General features: G+C 62.8%; 16 protein-coding genes. 6 read left to right on the top strand and 10 right to left on the bottom strand.

Annotated elements, in window-relative coordinates:
- Positions 1–52: 52 nt before the first annotated feature.
- The 7 genes from C2L64_RS28625 to C2L64_RS28595 form a co-directional block, all read right to left on the bottom strand.
- Positions 53–1,165, bottom strand: coding sequence for a lipocalin-like domain-containing protein (locus C2L64_RS28625; RefSeq protein ID WP_009770510.1), 1,113 nt, complete (start codon positions 1,163–1,165; stop codon positions 53–55).
- Positions 1,165–3,762 carry an FtsX-like permease family protein gene (locus C2L64_RS28620; protein ID WP_009770511.1) on the bottom strand — a complete coding sequence of 866 codons (2,598 nt, stop codon included), beginning with the start codon at positions 3,760–3,762 and terminating at the stop codon, positions 1,165–1,167. Before C2L64_RS28620 ends, C2L64_RS28625 begins: the two co-directional genes overlap by 1 nt.
- Positions 3,755–4,465: an ABC transporter ATP-binding protein gene (locus C2L64_RS28615; RefSeq protein WP_007737166.1), complete on the bottom strand. Its 711-nt coding sequence runs from the start codon at positions 4,463–4,465 to the stop codon at positions 3,755–3,757. The genes C2L64_RS28620 and C2L64_RS28615 overlap by 8 nt, the downstream gene beginning before the upstream one ends.
- A gap of 859 nt (positions 4,466–5,324) precedes the next feature.
- A complete protein-coding gene (locus C2L64_RS28610; RefSeq protein ID WP_007585215.1) occupies positions 5,325–6,794 on the bottom strand; it encodes a mechanosensitive ion channel family protein in 1,470 nt (489 codons plus the stop codon).
- A gap of 238 nt (positions 6,795–7,032) precedes the next feature.
- Positions 7,033–7,392 carry a copper resistance CopC family protein gene (locus C2L64_RS28605; protein ID WP_007585217.1) on the bottom strand — a complete coding sequence of 120 codons (360 nt, stop codon included), beginning with the start codon at positions 7,390–7,392 and terminating at the stop codon, positions 7,033–7,035.
- Positions 7,393–7,405: 13 nt separating this feature from the next.
- Positions 7,406–8,287, bottom strand: a complete 882-nt coding sequence (locus tag C2L64_RS28600; RefSeq protein ID WP_007585219.1) for a hypothetical protein — start codon at positions 8,285–8,287, stop codon at positions 7,406–7,408.
- A 113-nt stretch (positions 8,288–8,400) separates the two neighbouring features.
- A complete protein-coding gene (locus C2L64_RS28595; protein ID WP_007585222.1) occupies positions 8,401–8,787 on the bottom strand; it encodes a DUF2946 domain-containing protein in 387 nt (128 codons plus the stop codon).
- 191 nt (positions 8,788–8,978) lie between these two features.
- Between C2L64_RS28595 and C2L64_RS28590 the strand changes: the two genes are divergently transcribed.
- On the top strand, positions 8,979–9,332 hold the full coding sequence (locus C2L64_RS28590) for a DUF1428 domain-containing protein (protein ID WP_007585228.1): 354 nt from the start codon (positions 8,979–8,981) through the stop codon (positions 9,330–9,332).
- Between the two features lie 16 nt (positions 9,333–9,348).
- Here C2L64_RS28590 and C2L64_RS28585 read toward each other — a convergent pair whose 3' ends face one another.
- A complete protein-coding gene (locus C2L64_RS28585) occupies positions 9,349–10,695 on the bottom strand; it encodes a metallophosphoesterase family protein (RefSeq protein WP_007585230.1) in 1,347 nt (448 codons plus the stop codon).
- Between the two features lie 115 nt (positions 10,696–10,810).
- Positions 10,811–11,026 carry a hypothetical protein gene (locus C2L64_RS53430; protein WP_131542639.1) on the bottom strand — a complete coding sequence of 72 codons (216 nt, stop codon included), beginning with the start codon at positions 11,024–11,026 and terminating at the stop codon, positions 10,811–10,813.
- Between the two features lie 314 nt (positions 11,027–11,340).
- Between C2L64_RS53430 and C2L64_RS28580 the strand changes: the two genes are divergently transcribed.
- From C2L64_RS28580 to oxlT, 3 genes are all read left to right on the top strand, one after another.
- A complete protein-coding gene (locus C2L64_RS28580) occupies positions 11,341–11,640 on the top strand; it encodes a hypothetical protein (RefSeq protein ID WP_007585231.1) in 300 nt (99 codons plus the stop codon).
- A gap of 226 nt (positions 11,641–11,866) precedes the next feature.
- Entirely contained in the window at positions 11,867–12,586 is a 720-nt protein-coding gene (locus C2L64_RS28575; protein ID WP_007585232.1) for a GntR family transcriptional regulator, read from the top strand.
- A gap of 430 nt (positions 12,587–13,016) precedes the next feature.
- The gene (gene oxlT / locus C2L64_RS28570; protein ID WP_039900932.1) at positions 13,017–14,336 is read left to right on the top strand and encodes an oxalate/formate MFS antiporter; all 1,320 of its coding nucleotides are present in this window, start codon (positions 13,017–13,019) and stop codon (positions 14,334–14,336) included.
- Between the two features lie 228 nt (positions 14,337–14,564).
- Here the strand turns inward: oxlT and C2L64_RS28565 are convergent, their stop codons facing one another.
- On the bottom strand, positions 14,565–14,945 hold the full coding sequence (locus C2L64_RS28565) for a hypothetical protein (RefSeq protein WP_007585238.1): 381 nt from the start codon (positions 14,943–14,945) through the stop codon (positions 14,565–14,567).
- Between the two features lie 278 nt (positions 14,946–15,223).
- Between C2L64_RS28565 and C2L64_RS28560 the strand changes: the two genes are divergently transcribed.
- Together C2L64_RS28560 and oxc are read left to right on the top strand one after the other, a co-directional pair.
- Complete coding sequence (locus C2L64_RS28560) at positions 15,224–15,943, top strand: GntR family transcriptional regulator (RefSeq protein ID WP_007585239.1); 720 nt, start codon at positions 15,224–15,226, stop codon at positions 15,941–15,943.
- A 231-nt stretch (positions 15,944–16,174) separates the two neighbouring features.
- Entirely contained in the window at positions 16,175–17,914 is a 1,740-nt protein-coding gene (gene oxc / locus C2L64_RS28555) for an oxalyl-CoA decarboxylase (RefSeq protein WP_007585241.1), read from the top strand.
- The last annotated feature ends 9 nt before the right edge of the window (positions 17,915–17,923 follow it).

Below are 17,923 nucleotides of genomic sequence, written 5' to 3'. Positions count from 1 at the left end.
AGTGACTTTTCCAAATTTCAGGGTTTACCCCTAGATGCCCGCTGGACGGGCATCAGCGCCGTTCGAGCTTCAGCTTTTTTCCATAGCCGGTGAGTTCGAGGTAGCCGTGCCCCGCAGGCTGCCCATCACGGCGGATGGTGACCGCGCCTTCCCAATAGAGCGCGCCCGTCGATTCGCTCGAATCGAGTTCCTGATCGTCGAGCAAGGGCGTCAGTTGCCAGCGGATATCGCCCGTGCGGACGACGGTCGCCACCGGGTATTGCGTGTTCGTGCGCGGCGAACGCCATTGGCGGGTCGGCGAAAAGTCGACGTCGCCGGGGCCGTATTGCGTGACGTGTCCGTCGGCCGTGCGCAGCGCGGCGTGCGCCCAGACCGCGCGCCCATCGGCGGCGCGTACCTTGAAGGCCATCAGCGCGGCGCCGTCAGTCAGGTTCGCGCCGAGCCAGTCCCAGCCGACTGCATCGGATGCGAGCAATGTGCTCGACCATTCGTGATCGAGCCACGCGCTGCCCGTGACGGGCGTTGGCGTCGGCGCGTGGCTCGCGCCATCGGCGGATGGGCGTGTGACGCTACCCGTAACGCGCAGTTGGGGCTCGCTGTAGTAGTAGCTCGCCTGTTCCGGCAGTGGTCCTTTGCGCGAGTAGCCGTTGTCGCCCTGAAGCAGCGGCGCCTGCGTCGGCGTGAACGTCAGATGCAGCGCGAGGCCGGCAGCGTCGGCGCTCACGTCGTAGTGGCCGTCCGGCGCGCGGACCATGCGCCAGGTATCGAGCCGAACGTCGGTGTTGTCGGGCTTCGCGTAAGCGAGGCCGAAGCCTTGCCGCGCGATCTTCTGGTCGTGCACGAGCCGGCCTAGCTTCGGATCGCTGAGCGCGGCGTGCGCGATGATCAACTGCGTCGGCGCGAACGCGCTTGGATCGCTGGCCGGATGGCCCGTCGCCGAGCGGAAGAAGGTGATCTGGAAGCCGAGCGGCTGATGATCGGGCGTCTCCAGCCAGCCCGTCGCATACCACCATTCGGTGCGAAACGCGGGATGCGCGCCCGTATCGCGCGGCAGTTCAATCGACTTGCCCGGCAAGACTGCCGCGAACTGCGGTTCGGCCGCGAACACAAACGATGCGCGAAGCAGGCACGCAAACATGAGCAACAGAATACGGGCGGCACGCATCACCAGTCCTCCCTGACCGCGCGCACGGCATCGACGGAGACCGCGCGGCGGCCCGCCGCGACGGCCGTCGTACACGACGACGCGAGCATCACGAGCGCCAGCACGGATAGCAGCATCCACGGCACATGCAGCGACATGCTCCAGTGAAACGACTGCGGATTGACGACGAACACGAGGATCAGGCTGATCGCGAAGCCGAGCACGCAGCCCATCGCGATGCCGAGCGCGGTGAGCAGTCCGCCTTCCGTCGCGAGCAGCGCGAGAATCTGTCCGCGCGTCACGCCCACATGTCGCAGCATGCCGAACTCGCGCGAGCGCGACAGCGTCTGCGCCGAAAACGTCGCCGCGACGCCGAACAATCCGATCACGATTGCGACGGCTTCCAGCAGATACGTGACGGCGAAGCTGCGATCGAAGATGGTCAGCGTGCGCGCGCGGATCTCTCCGGGTTGCGCGAAGTCGAGCGCGCTCGCGAACGGCAACGCGCGCATCGCGGCGATGGCCTGCGCCGCGCTCACGCCGCGTTCGAGCGTGAGGGCGGCGTCGGTGGCGCCTGTGTCGCCCGTGAGGCGTCGGTAGTCGGCGAGACGGATTTGCAGCGCGCCCGTTTGCCGCACGTAATCGCGCCAAATGCCCGCGACGACGAACACTGCGCCGTGCTCGCCGATCGGCAGCGTCAACCGTTGACCGACGCGATAGCCATACAGATCGACCATCGCTTCCGATGCCCACACGGGCGTCTCGCCAGCGCGGATAGCAGACGGCGGTAGGATCTCGCCGGTGATCTGCAGGTTCGCGCCGGGATCGGCGGCATCGATTTCGCGCGCGAGCAGGGCGACGGACGGCCGCGATGCGTCGAGCGTCAGTTGCGAGGTACGCGCGAACGCCGCGTGCCGGATGCCGCGCGTGGCGGCGAGAATCGTCTGTTGCTGCGGGTTCAGCCCGCCCGTGTCGCCGTTCGGCGCGACGCGCACATAGACGTCGGCGGACAGCAGGTGCGCGAGCCAGTCTTCGACCGACACCCGAAAGCTCGACACCATGATCGCCATCGCGACGATCAGCGTGAAGCTCGACAGCACGCCGCCCATCGCAATCGATGCCTGACCCGGCGCGTTCGCAAGGCGCGCGAGCGCAAGCGCGATGACGGGCGTGGCGGGCCGCCGTTTTTTGTTCCCATCGAGCGTACGGCTCAGCGCGCGAAACAGCAGCGACGTGACGCGCGGCATCAGTGCAATGCCGCCGATCAGCAGCAGCGCGACGGCGAGATAGCCCGCAATCGGCACGTCGAACACGGGTGGTGTCTGCGTCAGCGCCACGCCGAGCGCGATGCAGATGAGCGCAGACCACGGTGTCGACAGCTTGCCGAGCGCGGTTTCCTCGCCGCCTGCCTTCAGGGCGGGAGCGGGATGCGCGCGCGCCGCTTCGAGCGCGGGCACGAGACTGCCGAGCAGCGACACGCCGATACCAAGCACGACGAAAATCGCGCTGGCGATGGGCTCGAAACCGACCGTCGGTTGAACGCCGGGAAAATAGCCGCCGCCCAGATCGCTGCCGAAAAAGCGCAGCACGACATACGCGAGCGCGAAGCCGAGCGCGATGCCCGCCACCGAGCCGAGCGTGCCGAGCAAAGCGCCTTCGAGCAGAATCTGCCGCAGCAACTGCGCACGCGTGAGGCCGAGCACGCGCAGCATCGCGAACTGCGCGCGCCGACGCACCACGCCGAGCGCCTGCGTCGAGAACACGAGAAACGCGCCCGTGAACAGCGCGACGAGCGCGAGCACGTTCATATTGATCCGGTAGGCGCGCGACAGCCGGTCGGTGCGGCTTTCGACATCGCGCGTTTCGCCCACGGCGAAACGGCTGCCGAGTTGGTCCTGCAACGCACGCCGGAACCGTTCGCGATCGACGCCGCGTTCGAGTTGCAGATCGACGCGCGACAGCTTGCCGATGCGACTGAAGCGCCATTGCGCAGCCGCGATGTCCATCACCGCGATGCGTTGTCCGGGCCGCGCCCTGACGATACCGCCTGCCACGCGCAGATGCACATCGGACGTGCCGCTGCGCAACGTCACGGTCTCGCCGACGTGCACGCCGAGCCACTGCTGCGCGGCGGGCGAGAGGAAGATGGCGTCGCCGGCGAGCGCGTCGAGCGGGCTGTCGCTGTCTGCTACGCCCGTCAGATCGGGTGCGATGCGGCTCGCGCGGAACATGTCGATGCCTAGCACTTTCAGCGGCGCGGTGCGATCCGGCACGGTCACGTCGAGTTCGAGCACGGGGCTGGCGAGCGCGACGCCGGGTTGAGTCGCGAGTCGTGGATAGGCGCCTTCATCGAACGTGGGCTGCGCGCCGCGCACCTGCAAGTCTGCCTGGCCCGACAGGCTGCGGGTCGCCGCCGAGAATTCGTTGAACGCGGCGCTGTTGATCAATTGCACGGCGTAGCCGAGTGCGACACCGAGCGCGATGGTCGCAATCGCGATCAGCGCGCGGCCTTTGTGGCTGTGCCATTCGGCGGCGAGCAGCCAGCGCGTGAGCGTGCGCAGGCCGTGGCGGGTGGGGGGCGCGCGGTGCGCGGTTGCGTTTACCGCTGTGTCATTCATGGTTTTGGCGCGATGCGTGGGGCGATGTCGTGTGCATCGCGTGCAGTTTGCCTTCGCTCAGGATGAGCACGCGGTCGGCGACGGCGGCGGCCGCTTGCGAATGCGTGACCATCATCGTCGCTGCGCCGTTTGCCTTGGTTTCTTCGCGCAGCAGCGCGAGCACTTCATGTGCGGTGTCGGGGTCGAGATTGCCCGTGGGCTCGTCGGCGAGGATCAGCGTGGGACGATGCACGAGGGCGCGAGCGATGGCGACGCGCTGCAGTTCGCCGCCTGATAGCTGGCGTGGCATGTCGTTTCCGCGTCCGTCCAGACCGACGGCGGCGAGCATGTCGAGTGCGCGTTGTGGTGCGATGCCGTTCAGCAGTAGCGGTAGCGCGACGTTTTGCGCGAGCGTCAGATGTGGCAGCACGTGGAACGCCTGGAAGACGAAGCCGAGTTTTTCGCGGCGCAGGCGGGTGGCGGTGTCGTCGTTCAGCGTTGAGACGGGCGTGCCGTCGATTAGCACCTCACCGCTGTCGGCGCGGTCCAGGCCCGCTATCAGGTTTAGTAGCGTTGATTTGCCTACGCCTGAGTCGCCCATGATGGCGATGAATTCGCCTGCCTCCAGTTTGAAGTCCAAGTTGGCGAGGACTACGCGGGTTGTTGCGTAGGCTTTGCTCAGTGAGCGGCATTCGAGGGCGGGGCGGGGGGCCGGGGGCGGCATTTGGGTCCTTAAGGTGTTTGCTTTTTTTTGTCTGCGACGCTGGTTGGTGGTTTGGGTTTTGTGCTTTGTGCTGGCATCCGGTTTGGTTGTTCTAGCCTTTTCGCTGGCATCCGCGCTATGCCTTCGTGCTTCAAGCGTCGCCCCTGTGCGGGGCGGCACCTACTTTTCTTTGCCGCCGCAAAGAAAAGTAGGCAAAAGAAAGCGGCTCACACCGCCAACATTTCTCCCTGCCTGAGGGCCCCCAAAGGGTCTTACGCTTCACACGGCAATCACGTGACTGATGTTCGTTGCCAGCGCTCTTGCTGTGCGTCTCACCTACTTCACGCACCTGCATTACAGTCTGCCGTGCCAGATAGTCCACCGCCGCCCAGGTGGCAAACTGTGTGTAGGCCATAGTGCCTCACATGCCTCACTCCGGACCGATAGCGCACGCGTTCCACCCTGTAAGAGCGCAAGGTTATACGACGCGACAACCTACACACAGTTTGCCACCTGGGCGGCGCAAACCATTCGCTGCCGCCTGCCCGTGCACGGGTATTCGAAGCGGGTGAGGCGCTCATTCGAAGCGTTGGCAACGCACGCAAACAAAGATGTTGCCGTGTGAAGCGTGGGGCCGTTGGGGGCCCGTGGACAAGAGCACGAGCTGGCGGTGTGAGCCGCTTTCTTTTGCCTACTTTTCTTTGCGGCGGCAAAGAAAAGTAGGTGCCGCCCCGCACAGGGGCGACGCTTGAAGCACGCTAACAAAACGCGGATGCCAGCGAAAAGACCGGCACACCAAACCCGCCCGCGCCGAGAAAACGCAAACACGGATGCCAGCACAAAGCCCAAACCACCATCCAGCGTCGCAGACAAAAAAACCTCAAAACGTCAGATCATGCAACTTCTTCATCCCATCCAGCAGCCATTGAAAAATCGACTGCTCCGACTGAGCAACAGGCGTCGGCGTCCCGAGCTTACCCAACGTATCCTGCCTCCGCGACAGCATCTGACACATCTCCCTGGCGACATCGGGCTTATCCTTGAGCAGCGGCGTCAAGTCCTCCTTCTTCAACTGATAAACAGTCGCCGACGTAAGCGCCGAGATCGTCACACGCGCCGGCATGCCTGCCAGCAGACCGAATTCGCCCAACGCATCACCAGGACCAAGACGAGTCACTTCGACAGGCCCAGACGCATCTTCAGCCACAACAGAAAGCACACCCGAATCGACAATGGTCAAATGGCCGAGCACCTTGTCCGGCGTGACCACCGTATCGCCGCGCTCATACGAGCGACGTGAAAGCATAGGCGCGAGACGCTGCAACTCCTCCGCCGTCAACGCGGCGAATATCTCCACGCGCCTCAGCAGCGCAACGCGCGGATCGGTCTGCTGCGCCAGCGAAGGCGAAGAAGGCGAATACCCAACCCCGAGCGGCTTCAACTCGACACCCGCCGCCTGCAGCTGCCGGTAACACAAGTCAAAAAGCTCATTCGTGACGGCGAGTTTCTTGCCCATGTCGTCGACATACGCAGTCGCCTCGTACGTGACGGACATGATGCTGGTCCGCTTCACGATCGCATACGGCGCCGGATCGGCGATCACCGCCCGCACGCCCGCCAGCGCACGTTCGAGCGCAGCCAGCACCACGCTCGGGCGTGCTTCGGGCGTGATTTCCAGCATCAGGGTCACGCCGTGCAGCGCCGACGGGCGGCTGTTGTTCGTGATCTTCGCCTTCGCCGCGACAGCATTCGGCACGATCACGATATTGCCTTGCGAGGTCAGCAGATGCGTCGCGCGCCAGTTCATCTCCAGCACCTTGCCCTCGACGCCGTCGATGATCACCCAGTTGCCGATGTGATACGGCTCGGTCGTGTTGATCACGATGCCGGCGAACACGTCGCTGAGCGTGCTCTGGATCGCGAGGCCAAGCACGATGGCAAGCGCGCCCGATGTCGCCACCAGCCCGCGCACCGGCAGCTCGAGCACGAAGCCGAGCGCCGCGACGACCGCCGCGAGAAACACCACCGCGCCGAACACGTCGGAGAAGAGCCGTTGACGGCGCCAGGTCTGCGGCAACAGCAGCGTGTCGAGCGCCAGGCTCAGCAAGCGCGCACCCATCAGCCACCAGATGATTTCCAGCACCTGGCCAAGCACGTGCAACGGCTTCGAGTCCTCGTAGGGCGCTTGCGAGAACGGACTCAGGCCCGAGCCGAATAGCAGCGCGCTGAACGCCGCGTAAATGCACAGGCGCACCAGCAGCCGCGCCACTTCGTTTTTGGGTGTGGTGCAACGCCAGATCACGACATCGACTGCGACGAGCGCAAAGCCAAAAATCAGCGGATTGTTCACGCACACTCCATAGCGGGGTTGAACGGTCAAAGCGACGTGCAGGCCAGCCGCTTGCAATCGTTGTTTCAATGGTCGTTTGCAACGGCTGTTTGCGACAGTAGCACGGCCTCGTGCAACGCGGCGTCATGTCCAGTTCCATGACGCCGCGCGTCGCGCATTCGGCCCATTTTTTACGACATTTTTAATCGCGATGCAGCAGAGCGGACGTGGGGTTCGGCACCCGCTGTTACTGCACGCGTCACTTCACATTGAACGAGTAGTCGCCGTGCGTGCGATGACCGTCCGATGCCACCGCGACCCAATGCACCGTGTATTTCCCTGCGGCCAGCGCGGGCAGCGCGACGGACGCGACGCTCGGCTGCTGCGCATCGACCGCCGATTTCGCGGTGCTCACCTGCTTGCCCGCCGCATCCGTGACGGTCAAGGAACTGAAGGCGGGCTCGAGCGGGCCATCGAAGGTGATGGTCACCCTGGCAGGCGCTTCGACGGTCGCGCCCGCGCCGGGCTCCTGCTTCTGCGGAAACACATGGGCCAGCGCCGCGAGCGGCGTCAGCATGAGTGACAGCGCGAGCGCCGCCACGAGTCGTGTCGTGTTCATGATGGTGTCCTCGTTACGGGAAAAGCGGTTTGCCGATGGTCGTGGGCGCGATGTCGTCGAAGAACAGATGCGCCTGCACCAGCACGCCGACATGCGAACCGCTTGCGTGATTCACGGGGATTTGCGCCTCGATGCCGAATTGCCCATAACGGTTGATCCAGATGACGCCGGGGTTGATCGTGCCCGTGGTTTGCCCCTGGCTGCGCGACAGCGGAATTTCAACGATCGGTATCAGGTTCGCAAGCGGCTGCGGCAAGCCGACGTCGCGCACGTGCTGCTGCAAATAGGGCAGGCTGTATTGCACGGTCACGCCGTAGTTGAACGCGTTCGGCTGGCCCGCGCCCGTCGTCAACGCGGGTCCTGCTTCGCCTGTGATCGCGATGGGGCGCAGATACGCGAGCGAATCGGGCAGGTCGCCGAAGCCCTTGCCGGCGAAGATCGTCGGCGAGATGGTCGAGAAGCTCTCGCCGATCGCGTGGCTGCCCGTGCCGCCCAGGTCCGCGTCCACACCGACCGACGTCATGAACTCGTGCGCCTCGTTCACATACAGCAGGTACTTGAGCCCGACGCTGAAGTTGTCGAAGCCATGCGCGGTCGGATTGTTCTGCCCGACATAGGCGCCTCCGATCGACACCGCGAGGCGCGGCGTAATCAGCTTGTCGTATTCGAAGCTGAAGCTGTTGACGCTCTGGTCGCCATCGTCGCCGCGCACGCGCTGGTGGCCATATTCCAGATTGAGTTCGTCGCTGACGCCCGGATCGTCGACGGCCATCGTGGCGGGGAAGACGCGGTCGCCTGCAATGGCGTGCGCATGAGAAATGGACGGAACGAGCAGGGCTGCAAGGATGCAGCCGGCGAACGGCAGCGTGCCGCGCCTGGCGTGTCGGGTATTCATGTAGGTGATCCTGAGTGAGAGCGCGCGCCGGCCGCGTACGCGCCGGAAAGCGGCAACGCGGCATGCGCGAAAACAGCAACGCCGTGACGGCGTTGCGGGTACGCGGGTTCGACTCAGAGATGCACGGGCGGCGCGCGCGGCTGCGCGCTTTCGAACGGTGTGACGAGCGCGACGCTTTCGAACCGAACCGCCACGCGCTGCGTGATCGCGGCGACCGTCAGCGCGAACGTCGACGGCGACGCGGGCAGCACGGGAATATGCGCGAGCAGGCTGCAATAGCCGCACGCGTGCCAGTGCGAGGCGAGCGTGTGCGTATTGCCGGTGTCGTCCTCTTGGGTGTCGGCGGGACTGGCCGTTTGGGCGGAGCAGAGCGCGGCGGCGGGATCGTACGCGCCGCGGCTCGCCGCAATGGCCTGCGAGACGGTAGGTGCGAGCGCCGCCATCAGGATCGCAAGCAATCCGAGAATGCAGCCAATCTTCCGATGGAACCGGCTCGCCATGTTGAAAACGTGTGTAGATGCTGCGCGGATTATGACATTGGCGCGGCATACGGTGCATGCCCGCCGCGCATTCGGACAGGAAAATCTTCGCGAAGCTGTCGATTTGCTGTCGCGTCGATCGTCGTCTGTGTAGAACCGGGCAGCGGTGCTTTTTATGCCCGGCATCTGACGACTTTGCACAGGAGGCGGCAATGAACTACGTGGATGGATTCGTGGTGGCAGTGAAGGCCGAGAATCGCGAGGTTTACCGCAAGCACGCCGAGACGGCGGCGGGCGTGTTCAAGGAGTACGGCGCGCTGAACGTCGTCGAATGCTGGGGTGACGACGTGCCTGAAGGCAAGCTCACGTCGTTCCCGCTGGCCGTCAAGCGCGAGCCGGACGAAGTAGTCGTATTCTCGTGGGTCGTCTGGCCTTCGCGCGCGAAGCGCGACGAAGGCATGAGCAAGGTGATGGCCGATCCGCGTCTTCAACCGGATGTGATGACGATGCCGTTCGACGGCAAGCGGCTGATCTACGGCGGCTTCGAAGTGATCGTCGACGTGTGACGGCGTTCAGCGGGCGCTAGAGCGTTTCCGTGAACATGGGCGTCGTGCCGTCGCTGCTTTCGTAGTACTCCGCCGACGCCTGCCCACTCTGCGCGCCTTGCCCGAGCCGGATGATCGTGAAGCCGTGCATATAGATCTTGTCCGCCTCTTTCAGCAGCACGTTCTGCAGCGCGGGCGGATTGACGATACGTGTGTCCGGCGCGTTCTCCGGTCCGTCGACGATCACGGGCACCGCGCCATGGCCGATGCAGCGTCCGCGGTTCAATCCGAGGTACGGCTGATAGATGCTCAGGTTGTGCTCGTGGCCCCAGAACCATGCGCTAACCGGTTGCTTCGCGGCTTGTGCGAAACGCTGGAAGCTCGCGAGCAGCTTCGGGTTGTGCGCGACGAGCTTGCCGCCCGTCTGCAACGGTCCAATCTGCGACAGCGCGGAAAACAGCTGGTGATGCGACAGCAGGATCGTCTTGCCGCTGAATTCGGCGATGCGCTCGACGATCCAGTCCTCTTCGTCCTGCTCGATAAACGTGAGGACTTCCGTTCCGTCGAACGGGTTGTAGTCGTGCAGCCCTGTGTCCAGCGCGATGAACTGCCAGTCGTCGTTGCGCAGGCAGAAGAAGCTGGCAGGCTGAAGGCGCGCGTGATCGTTGAGCGTGTCGATCAGCCCGTAATAGCCGGCGCCGCCCGAGTACATGTCGTGGTTGCCCGAAAGCGTGTAGACGGGCACGTCCTTCGTGCTGCGCGAAAGCACGCTGTCGACGATGTTCCTGAAGTTCGCATCGCATTCCTGCGGGGTGCCCGAATAGTAGATGTCGCCGAGATGAATCACGACGTCGGGGTTTTGCAGCGCGGCCTGCTTCAGCAGATCCACAGCGACGTCCGTCCCGGTGCCCCAGTCGGCGATCAGCGCGACTGTTGCGCCTGCTTTCAGTGGAACCGTCACTGGGCCGATCGCGGCCGCGCGCCGGTAAGGAATCGACGCGCGCTTGCCGTCCGGGCCGAAGTACTGCATGTAGCTCTCGATGACCTTGATCCACGCCGGATCGCAGACGTTGAACCGCAGGTCGTTCTCGATGCTGTCGGCGCCGGCCGCGTCGCCGCGGGCGCGGGCTTCCATCAGCGCGAAGCCCATCTTCGCGCAGGTCCAGGCGTCCTGCGCGACTTCGTCCGGTGCGACGTCGGGCAAGGCCGATTCGCCTTGCGACTTCAGCGACGCAATCGTCGCTGCCGCATTGACGAGCGCGTTGTTCGCTCCAGGCCGCGAGGCGAGCGTCGTGGAAGGCGTCGTACTGCGCACGACCTGATCGACGGCTGACTGGAACAGCGAGACGAATTGATCGCGGAAGCTCTCGGGTTCGACGGCCATGGCGGTCTCCATTGATTGGATTGGCAAAATCCGTATTGCATATTGCGGCTTTTCGAATTGAATGCGAAAGCCGGGAGTAATGTTCGCGGTATTGAAGCTTGAAGCAGGCGACAGGCTAGTGGATCAATTCAGCTAACACCAAGACGATTGGCTCAACACAATTTGCATGAAGGGCAATGCGTGATCCGATATAGCCGGGCAATTTTCGAACTGCAATGGCGATTTGCCGAACGTTGCCGCTATGTCGGGCATGCTGCACGAGCAGGCGCAGCGGCATTACACGAATTTCTATATCCGCTTTCGACTCGGTCGCGAATTCGACGTTAACCATGCTGTATGCTGGATTTATATCGACGGTTTGACAAATGCGGTTGAGCCGGCGGACTGGGCCTGGCGGTTCTTTCTCACCCGCGAGCTTGTGCCGCCGCGCTCATTGCTTGCGACTTCTGGATGCTTTTCCTATTCAAATGCGGGCGATTTCTCCAATGCTGAATCGCTCGATTGCTCGCCGTCGATGCATCCATCGCCGGGTTCGACGGCTTCTATCGCGCCTGCTGATTCACTCGAGCCGCTCAAACCATTCAAGCTTTCCGCGCCGCTGCCGATAACGTGTCTGGCTGTCCCTCCTGCAAAGCCCTATCCAAGATGCGTTTGTCCAAGACCGAGTCCGTACTGCTCACCGTTGCCGTGTTCGCCGTCGTCAGTTTCAGCGGCTGGCTCCAGAGCGAAATGAAGCACGCCGCGCGTGAGCGCAACCGGCACGACATCGGCACGATCGTCGAAGCCGCCTGCGCAAACCTGAACGCCGCCGAGCTCGAATCCAGCGACGCCGGCCAGCTGCAATGCGGCACGATTGCGCATGAAGCGCCGCGCGAAGCGTCCTCGGCGCCCGAGGCTTTGACGGCAGCCGCGACGAGCGCCGCATCGACAGTTCCTAATCCTTAGGCTCTTTTGCCGGGCACACGCTACACTGCGCGACGCGCGTGGCGAAGCTGCGCAGCCAGCACCGATGCGGCTTTCATCGACAATACCTCACGCGCTGATATACTAAATACGTTCACAGTCCGCGTGACGATGAGGGCAGTAGACGGGCGCGGGTACGGGAGCGGCGCAGTGCGCCGCTCGAGCCAACTACGGTGCTCATTCGCACCGACCGGATCAGAGGCGATGCATGTCGTCAGAACTTGACAGTCAGCCAGCGGCTACGCCGTTCACCCTGTCACTGCAACCTATCGGGACGAGCGCCAGTCTGCGTGATCGCGCATACGCGATGCTGCGCGCGGCAATCGCCGATGCCGATATCTATGCGTCGCGCGACGAAATACGCCTCGACGACCGCGCGCTGAGCGAATCGCTGGGCGTGAGCCGTACGCCAGTGCGCGAGGCGATGACGCTGCTCGAACAGGAAGGCTTCGTACGCACGATCCCACGCCGGGGCATCTACATCGTGCGCAAGAGCAAGCGCGAGATCGTCGAGATGATCCAGATGTGGGCCGCGCTGGAAAGCATGGCCGCGCGTCTCGCCACGCTGCACGCAACGGACGAAGAAATCGCGCGGCTGCGTCACATGTTCGACCAGTTCCGCGATTCGACGCCGGCCGAACATATCGCCGAGTACTCGGATGCGAACATTGCGTTCCATCAGGCCATCGTCGAGTTGTCGAAGTCGCAGATCATCCTCGACACGATCAAGAACATCTTTATCCACGTGCGCGCGATCCGTCGCATGACGATTTCGCAAAGCGACCGCGCGTCGCGTTCGATCGTCGATCATCTGCGCATCATCGAGGCACTGGAAAAGCGCGATACCGAACTCGCCGAGCGTCTGGTGCGCCAGCACTCGCTCGACCTCGCCGCCTTCATCGAGGCAAATTGCGACTTTCTCGATTGAAGGCAGTCGCTTCTCTCTGATCTACCGCGGACATCCGTTCCCGGATGTCCGCATCTTCCCTCATTGCCAACCGGCGAGCTTCTCTGCGCGCCCCGTGCCATTGCATCCATAAACGATCGCGAATGCATTCGATAAGTTTCTTTAATTATTCCCAATCCCCTGTGCGCTCTTACGATGGGTTCTCCCAGATGCGTTCCGTTTTAAGGGTTAACGCGTGCAATGACCGTTTTTAAGCGCAACGCATTGGGGAAAATCCGCAGGCCGCTGGAATAAAAATGTAAAGACTGAAACCTGTTTGAATGGTTAACTACGCAGGTCTGTCGAAAGTCCCCAGCGCCGGGTAGAAGAGAACAGCAAGGCGGATGCGGGCAGCGCGATCACGAATCGCGCCGCTTGCATCGAAAACACTAGAAATGCGGAGACGATGCTCATGAATGGAAACACCCGACAGGCGACGGGAAGCGGTCTATTTTCGAACCGTTGGTGTCAATTGGTGATCGGCATGCTGTGCATGGCACTGGTCGCCAACCTTCAATATGCCTGGACGCTCTTCGTCGCGCCGATGAACGCGCGGCACCACTGGGGCGAAGCATCGATTCAGCTTGCGTTCTCGATCTTCATTGTCACGGAGACGTGGCTCGTACCTGTAGAAGGATGGCTCGTCGACCGTTTCGGTCCGCGTCCCGTCGTCGCGGTCGGCGCGATCTGCGCGGGCCTCGCGTGGATGCTGTTCGCGCATGCGACGACGCTGCCTGAGCTTTATATCGGCTCCGTCGTCGCCGGCATCGGCGCGGGCGGCGTGTACGGCACGTGCGTCGGCAATGCGCTGAAGTGGTTCCCGGACAAGCGCGGTCTCGCGGCGGGCCTGACGGCAGCGGGTTTCGGCGCGGGCGCGGCCGTGACCGTGATCCCGATTGCAAACATGATTACGCGCTCAGGTTACGAGCATACGTTCCTGTTCTTCGGCATCCTGCAAGGCGCGGCGATCTTCGTGCTGGCGCTGCTGCTGCACAAGCCGTCGACGCGCGCCGTATCGAACATCAAGCGCAAGTTCGCGGTGAGCAAGATCGACTACACGCCGGGGCAGATGATCAGGACGCCCGTGTTCTGGGTGATCTATGCAGCGTTCGTCGCGGTCGCGGCGGGCGGCCTGATGGCGACGGCCCAGCTCGGCCCGATCGCGAAGGACTGGGGACTCGCGAAACTGCCGATGACGATGTTCGGCATGACGCTGCCGCTTCTCACGATGACGCTGTCCATCGACAACATCTGCAACGGCTTCACGCGTCCGCTGTGCGGCTTCATCTCCGACAAGATCGGCCGTGAGAACACGATGTTCGCGATCTTCATCGGCGAAGGGCTCGCGTTGCTCGGCATGATGCACTACGGTCAAAACCCGTACGCGTTCATGACGTTCGCCGCACTGATCTTCCTGTTCTGGGGCGAGATCTTCTCGATCTTCCCGGCCATCTGCGCGGATACGTTCGGCAGCAAGTTCGCTGCGTCGAATGCTGGCACGCTCTATACGGCGAAGGGCACGGCGGCGCTGCTGGTGCCGCTCGCGTCGGTGTTGTCGGCCACGGGCGGCTGGAACCTGGTGTTCATCGTCTCGGCCGTCGTTACGATAGCGGCGGGCGTGTCGGCCAAGTTCGTGCTCGCACCGATGCGCGCACGGTTGATCGAGTCGGGGACGTCTGCGTCCTCTTCGTCGGCCAACGCGTCGCGATTAAGCGCAAGCTCGGGCGAGTGAGGCAGGGCGCCGTTCCGGCGCTGCGGGTTCATCATTGAAATCTTGAAGCGGTGCGCGGCCTGAAGGGGCGGCGCGCCGCTTTGTTTTTTTGTCCGCCTGAATCTCGCGGGTTTGCGCCGACCCCGCTCTCTCAACAACTCAACAATCGACGAGCCAATAAAAAATCTCCCGCGCTTCATCAGCGCGGGAGATTGCTTGCGTCCTGCTTCGTGTGCGGCTTGCCGTTCTTCAGGCGCCTGCAAGAGCAGGCACACCGTCATCGGCAAAGTACTGCGAAAACGAAAAGCCCGAACGATTCGAACGATGCGCATCGCTCGACGCCTCGATGCGCGTCGGCAGCACCTCGGGCGTATGCGCGCTCTTCTTCGCGAGAATCGCCGAGCTCAGGAACTCAGCGCTGTACGCATTGAGCAAATGCGCCTGATGCGCCTCCAGATAAGCGACGACGCGGGCATGCTCGCCGTCGATCGTCGCAAGCGACGTCAGCGTCTGTGCGTCCCAGCGGAAGCGCAAACCGAGGTCGGCGAATGCGCTGTTGAACGCGCACAGCTGCGCCTCGATTGCGCGCTCGTAGTGAGTCCGGTGTTGATCGTGTGCGTTGCGCATCATGCTCTCCAGTTCATCGATTGCGTGAAGACAGCTTAGGCGCGTCGATAGATTCACGATAGTTAAAGTTTTCTTTGAAAACTATTTGCTAACGTTTATGGATGGCCTGCTACAGACCTAGGGTGCAGGAGAATTGGTGGCGACTAGATATGTGATATACAGTATTGCACATATGCAAGGCGGTATTTCAGACATGCAGAAAGGCCGAACGACCGCGCCTGATCCGGCGCTTCCGTCGAGCGGGCCACCACCGTTTTCGACACCGAGGAGACACGTCGACCATGTCCACCGACACGCAAGAAAATGTCCGCACGATCCCGTTGAGCCTGAATCTCACGCCGATCAGCGCGACAGCTTCGCTGCGGGATCAGGCGTACGCGCGACTCAAGCACGCGATCGCGAACACCGACATCTATCACTCGCGCACCGAAGTGCGGCTGGATGAAAAGGAGTTGACCGAGGCGCTCGGCGTGAGCCGCACGCCAGTGCGCGAGGCCATGACGCTGCTCGAACAGGAAGGCTTTCTGCGCACCGTGCCGCGCCGCGGCGTGTACATCCTGCGCAAGACCAAGAAAGAGATCGTCGAGATGATCTGCATGTGGGCCGCGCTCGAAAGCGTGGCGGCGCGTCTGGCGACACAGCGCGCTTCGAACGAGGACATTGCCGGGCTGCGCGCGATGTTCGACGACTTCCATTCGACCACGCCAACCGATCACATCGAGGAGTACTCCGAGGTGAACATCGCGTTTCACCAGGCGCTCGTCGAGCTATCCGGCTCGCAGATCATCCTCGACACGATCAAGAACATCTTTATGCACGTGCGCGCGATACGGCGCATGACGATCGCGCAGAGCGACCGCGCGTCGCGTTCGATCGAAGACCACATGCGCATCATCGAAGCGCTGGAAGCACGCGACACCGAACGCGTCGAGACATTGGTGCGTCAGCACTCGCTCGATCTCGCGCTGTATGTCGAAGCACATTGCGATTTTCTGGACTGAGGGCCGCCGTCACTGACATAAAGCGACCCCAGGACTATCCCGAACGGGCACTTGATGCGATGCACGATTCAGGCGCCCAGACCCTTCAGACACAAAGCGCTAGCCAACTTTTGCAGTGCAGCAACACCGGATGAAACCTGAAGCACCTGCAAAAATCCGTTGACTAATATTGTGTTTGGAATATTGTATATCACGAGACGCCACACAACACCCGGCCAAGGAGGAGACGTCATGGCAGATGTACTTGAGATCAGACCGCAAGAATCCGCTGAAGAGAACGCACAACAAACGACGGACGGTTTCCACCTCGTCATTGATGCACTTAAAGCGAACGACATCGACACGATTTTTGGTCTGGTCGGCATTCCTATCACCGACCTCGCGCGCCTCGCGCAAGCCGAAGGAATGCGCTTTATCGGTTTTCGTCACGAGCAGCACGCAGGTCATGCAGCCGCTATCGCGGGCTACATGACGCAAAAGCCCGGCATCTGTCTCACAGTGTCCGCACCGGGCTTCCTGAACGGCCTCACGGCGCTCGCCAACGCCACGACGAACTGCTTCCCGATGATCCTGATCAGCGGATCGAGCGAACGCGAAATCGTCGACCTGCAGCAAGGCGACTACGAAGAGATGGACCAGTTGAACGCGGCGAAGCCGTACGCGAAGGCTGCGTATCGCGTGCTGCACGCGGAAGACATCGGCGTCGGCCTCGCGCGTGCGATTCGCGCTGCCGTGTCGGGCCGTCCGGGCGGCGTGTATCTGGATCTGCCGGCGAAGCTGCTGTCGCAGACCATCGACGCCGTGAAAGCGAAGCAGTCGATCATCCGTGTGATCGACGCCGCGCCGCGCCAGTTGCCCGCGCCCGATTCCGTCAAGCGCGCGATCGATCTGCTGAAGGGCGCAAAGCGTCCGCTGGTGCTGCTCGGCAAGGGCGCAGCGTACTCGCAGGCCGACAAGGAGATCCGCGCGTTCATCGAAAAGACGGGCATTCCGTATCTGCCGATGTCGATGGCCAAGGGCCTGCTGCCCGACACGCATGAGCAATCGGCTTCGGCTGCGCGTTCGTTCGTGCTGGCCGAGTCGGACGTCGTCGTGCTGATCGGCGCGCGTCTGAACTGGCTGCTGTCGCACGGTAAGGGCAAGACGTGGGGCAAGCCGAAGCAGTTCGTGCAGATCGATATTTCCGCGCAGGAAATGGATAGCAACGTCGCGATCGCGGCGCCTATCGTTGGCGATATCGGTTCGTGCGTCGCGTCGCTCCTCGATCAGGTTGGCGATAACTTCCCGCAGCCGCCGAAGGAATGGCTCGACGCCGTCAGCGAGAAGAAGAACACGAACCTCCAGAAGATGGCCGCGACGCTCGCGAAGAATCCGTCGCCGATGAACTTCCACAGCGCGCTGCGCGTGCTGCGCGACATCGTCAAGGCGAACCCGGACATCAACGTCGTCAACGAAGGCGCGAACACGCTCGACTATGCGCGCGCCATCATCGACATGTATCAGCCGCGCAAGCGTTTTGACTCGGGTACGTGGGGCGTGATGGGCATCGGCATGGGCTTCGCCATCGGTGCAGCCGTGACGAGCGGCAAGCCGGTGCTCGCGATCGAAGGCGATAGCGCGTTCGGCTTCAGCGGTATGGAACTCGAAACGATCTGCCGTTACGACCTGCCCGTGTGCACGATCATCTTCAACAACAACGGTGTGTATCGCGGCACCGACGTGAATCCCACGGGCGGCAAGGACGTTGCGCCGACGGTGTTCGTCAAGGACGCGCGCTACGACAAGATGATCGAGGCATTCGGCGGCATCGGCTACAACGTGACGACGCCGGAAGAACTGGATAAAGCGGTGAAGGAAGCGATCGCATCCGGCAAGCCGACGCTCATCAACGCAGTGATCGACGAAGCGGCCGGCACCGAAAGCGGACGCTTGACCAATCTGAACCCGCAAAGCGCGGCAATGAAAAAGTGACATCAGCCA

It is taken from the genome of Paraburkholderia hospita, assembly GCF_002902965.1.
In the GTDB taxonomy this organism is placed as follows: Bacteria; Pseudomonadota; Gammaproteobacteria; order Burkholderiales; family Burkholderiaceae; genus Paraburkholderia; species Paraburkholderia hospita.
Note: the sequence above shows the minus strand (reverse complement) of the source record. Positions and strands in the feature narration are given on the sequence as shown.

What these genes read in the sequence shown, in the direction of transcription:
- C2L64_RS28605 (WP_007585217.1), bottom strand. Translation starts at nt 7,392, where the DNA reads ATGAACACGACACGACTCGTGGCGGCGCTCGCGCTGTCACTCATGCTG.
- oxc (WP_007585241.1), top strand. Translation starts at nt 16,175, where the DNA reads ATGGCAGATGTACTTGAGATCAGACCGCAAGAATCCGCTGAAGAGAAC.
- C2L64_RS28590 (WP_007585228.1), top strand. Translation starts at nt 8,979, where the DNA reads ATGAACTACGTGGATGGATTCGTGGTGGCAGTGAAGGCCGAGAATCGC.
- C2L64_RS28595 (WP_007585222.1), bottom strand. Translation starts at nt 8,787, where the DNA reads ATGGCGAGCCGGTTCCATCGGAAGATTGGCTGCATTCTCGGATTGCTT.
- C2L64_RS28580 (WP_007585231.1), top strand. Translation starts at nt 11,341, where the DNA reads ATGCGTTTGTCCAAGACCGAGTCCGTACTGCTCACCGTTGCCGTGTTC.
- C2L64_RS28600 (WP_007585219.1), bottom strand. Translation starts at nt 8,287, where the DNA reads ATGAATACCCGACACGCCAGGCGCGGCACGCTGCCGTTCGCCGGCTGC.
- C2L64_RS28620 (WP_009770511.1), bottom strand. Translation starts at nt 3,762, where the DNA reads ATGAATGACACAGCGGTAAACGCAACCGCGCACCGCGCGCCCCCCACC.
- oxlT (WP_039900932.1), top strand. Translation starts at nt 13,017, where the DNA reads ATGAATGGAAACACCCGACAGGCGACGGGAAGCGGTCTATTTTCGAAC.
- C2L64_RS28585 (WP_007585230.1), bottom strand. Translation starts at nt 10,695, where the DNA reads ATGGCCGTCGAACCCGAGAGCTTCCGCGATCAATTCGTCTCGCTGTTC.
- C2L64_RS28565 (WP_007585238.1), bottom strand. Translation starts at nt 14,945, where the DNA reads ATGATGCGCAACGCACACGATCAACACCGGACTCACTACGAGCGCGCA.
- C2L64_RS28625 (WP_009770510.1), bottom strand. Translation starts at nt 1,165, where the DNA reads ATGCGTGCCGCCCGTATTCTGTTGCTCATGTTTGCGTGCCTGCTTCGC.
- C2L64_RS28560 (WP_007585239.1), top strand. Translation starts at nt 15,224, where the DNA reads ATGTCCACCGACACGCAAGAAAATGTCCGCACGATCCCGTTGAGCCTG.
- C2L64_RS28575 (WP_007585232.1), top strand. Translation starts at nt 11,867, where the DNA reads ATGTCGTCAGAACTTGACAGTCAGCCAGCGGCTACGCCGTTCACCCTG.
- C2L64_RS28615 (WP_007737166.1), bottom strand. Translation starts at nt 4,465, where the DNA reads ATGCCGCCCCCGGCCCCCCGCCCCGCCCTCGAATGCCGCTCACTGAGC.
- C2L64_RS53430 (WP_131542639.1), bottom strand. Translation starts at nt 11,026, where the DNA reads ATGGTTAACGTCGAATTCGCGACCGAGTCGAAAGCGGATATAGAAATT.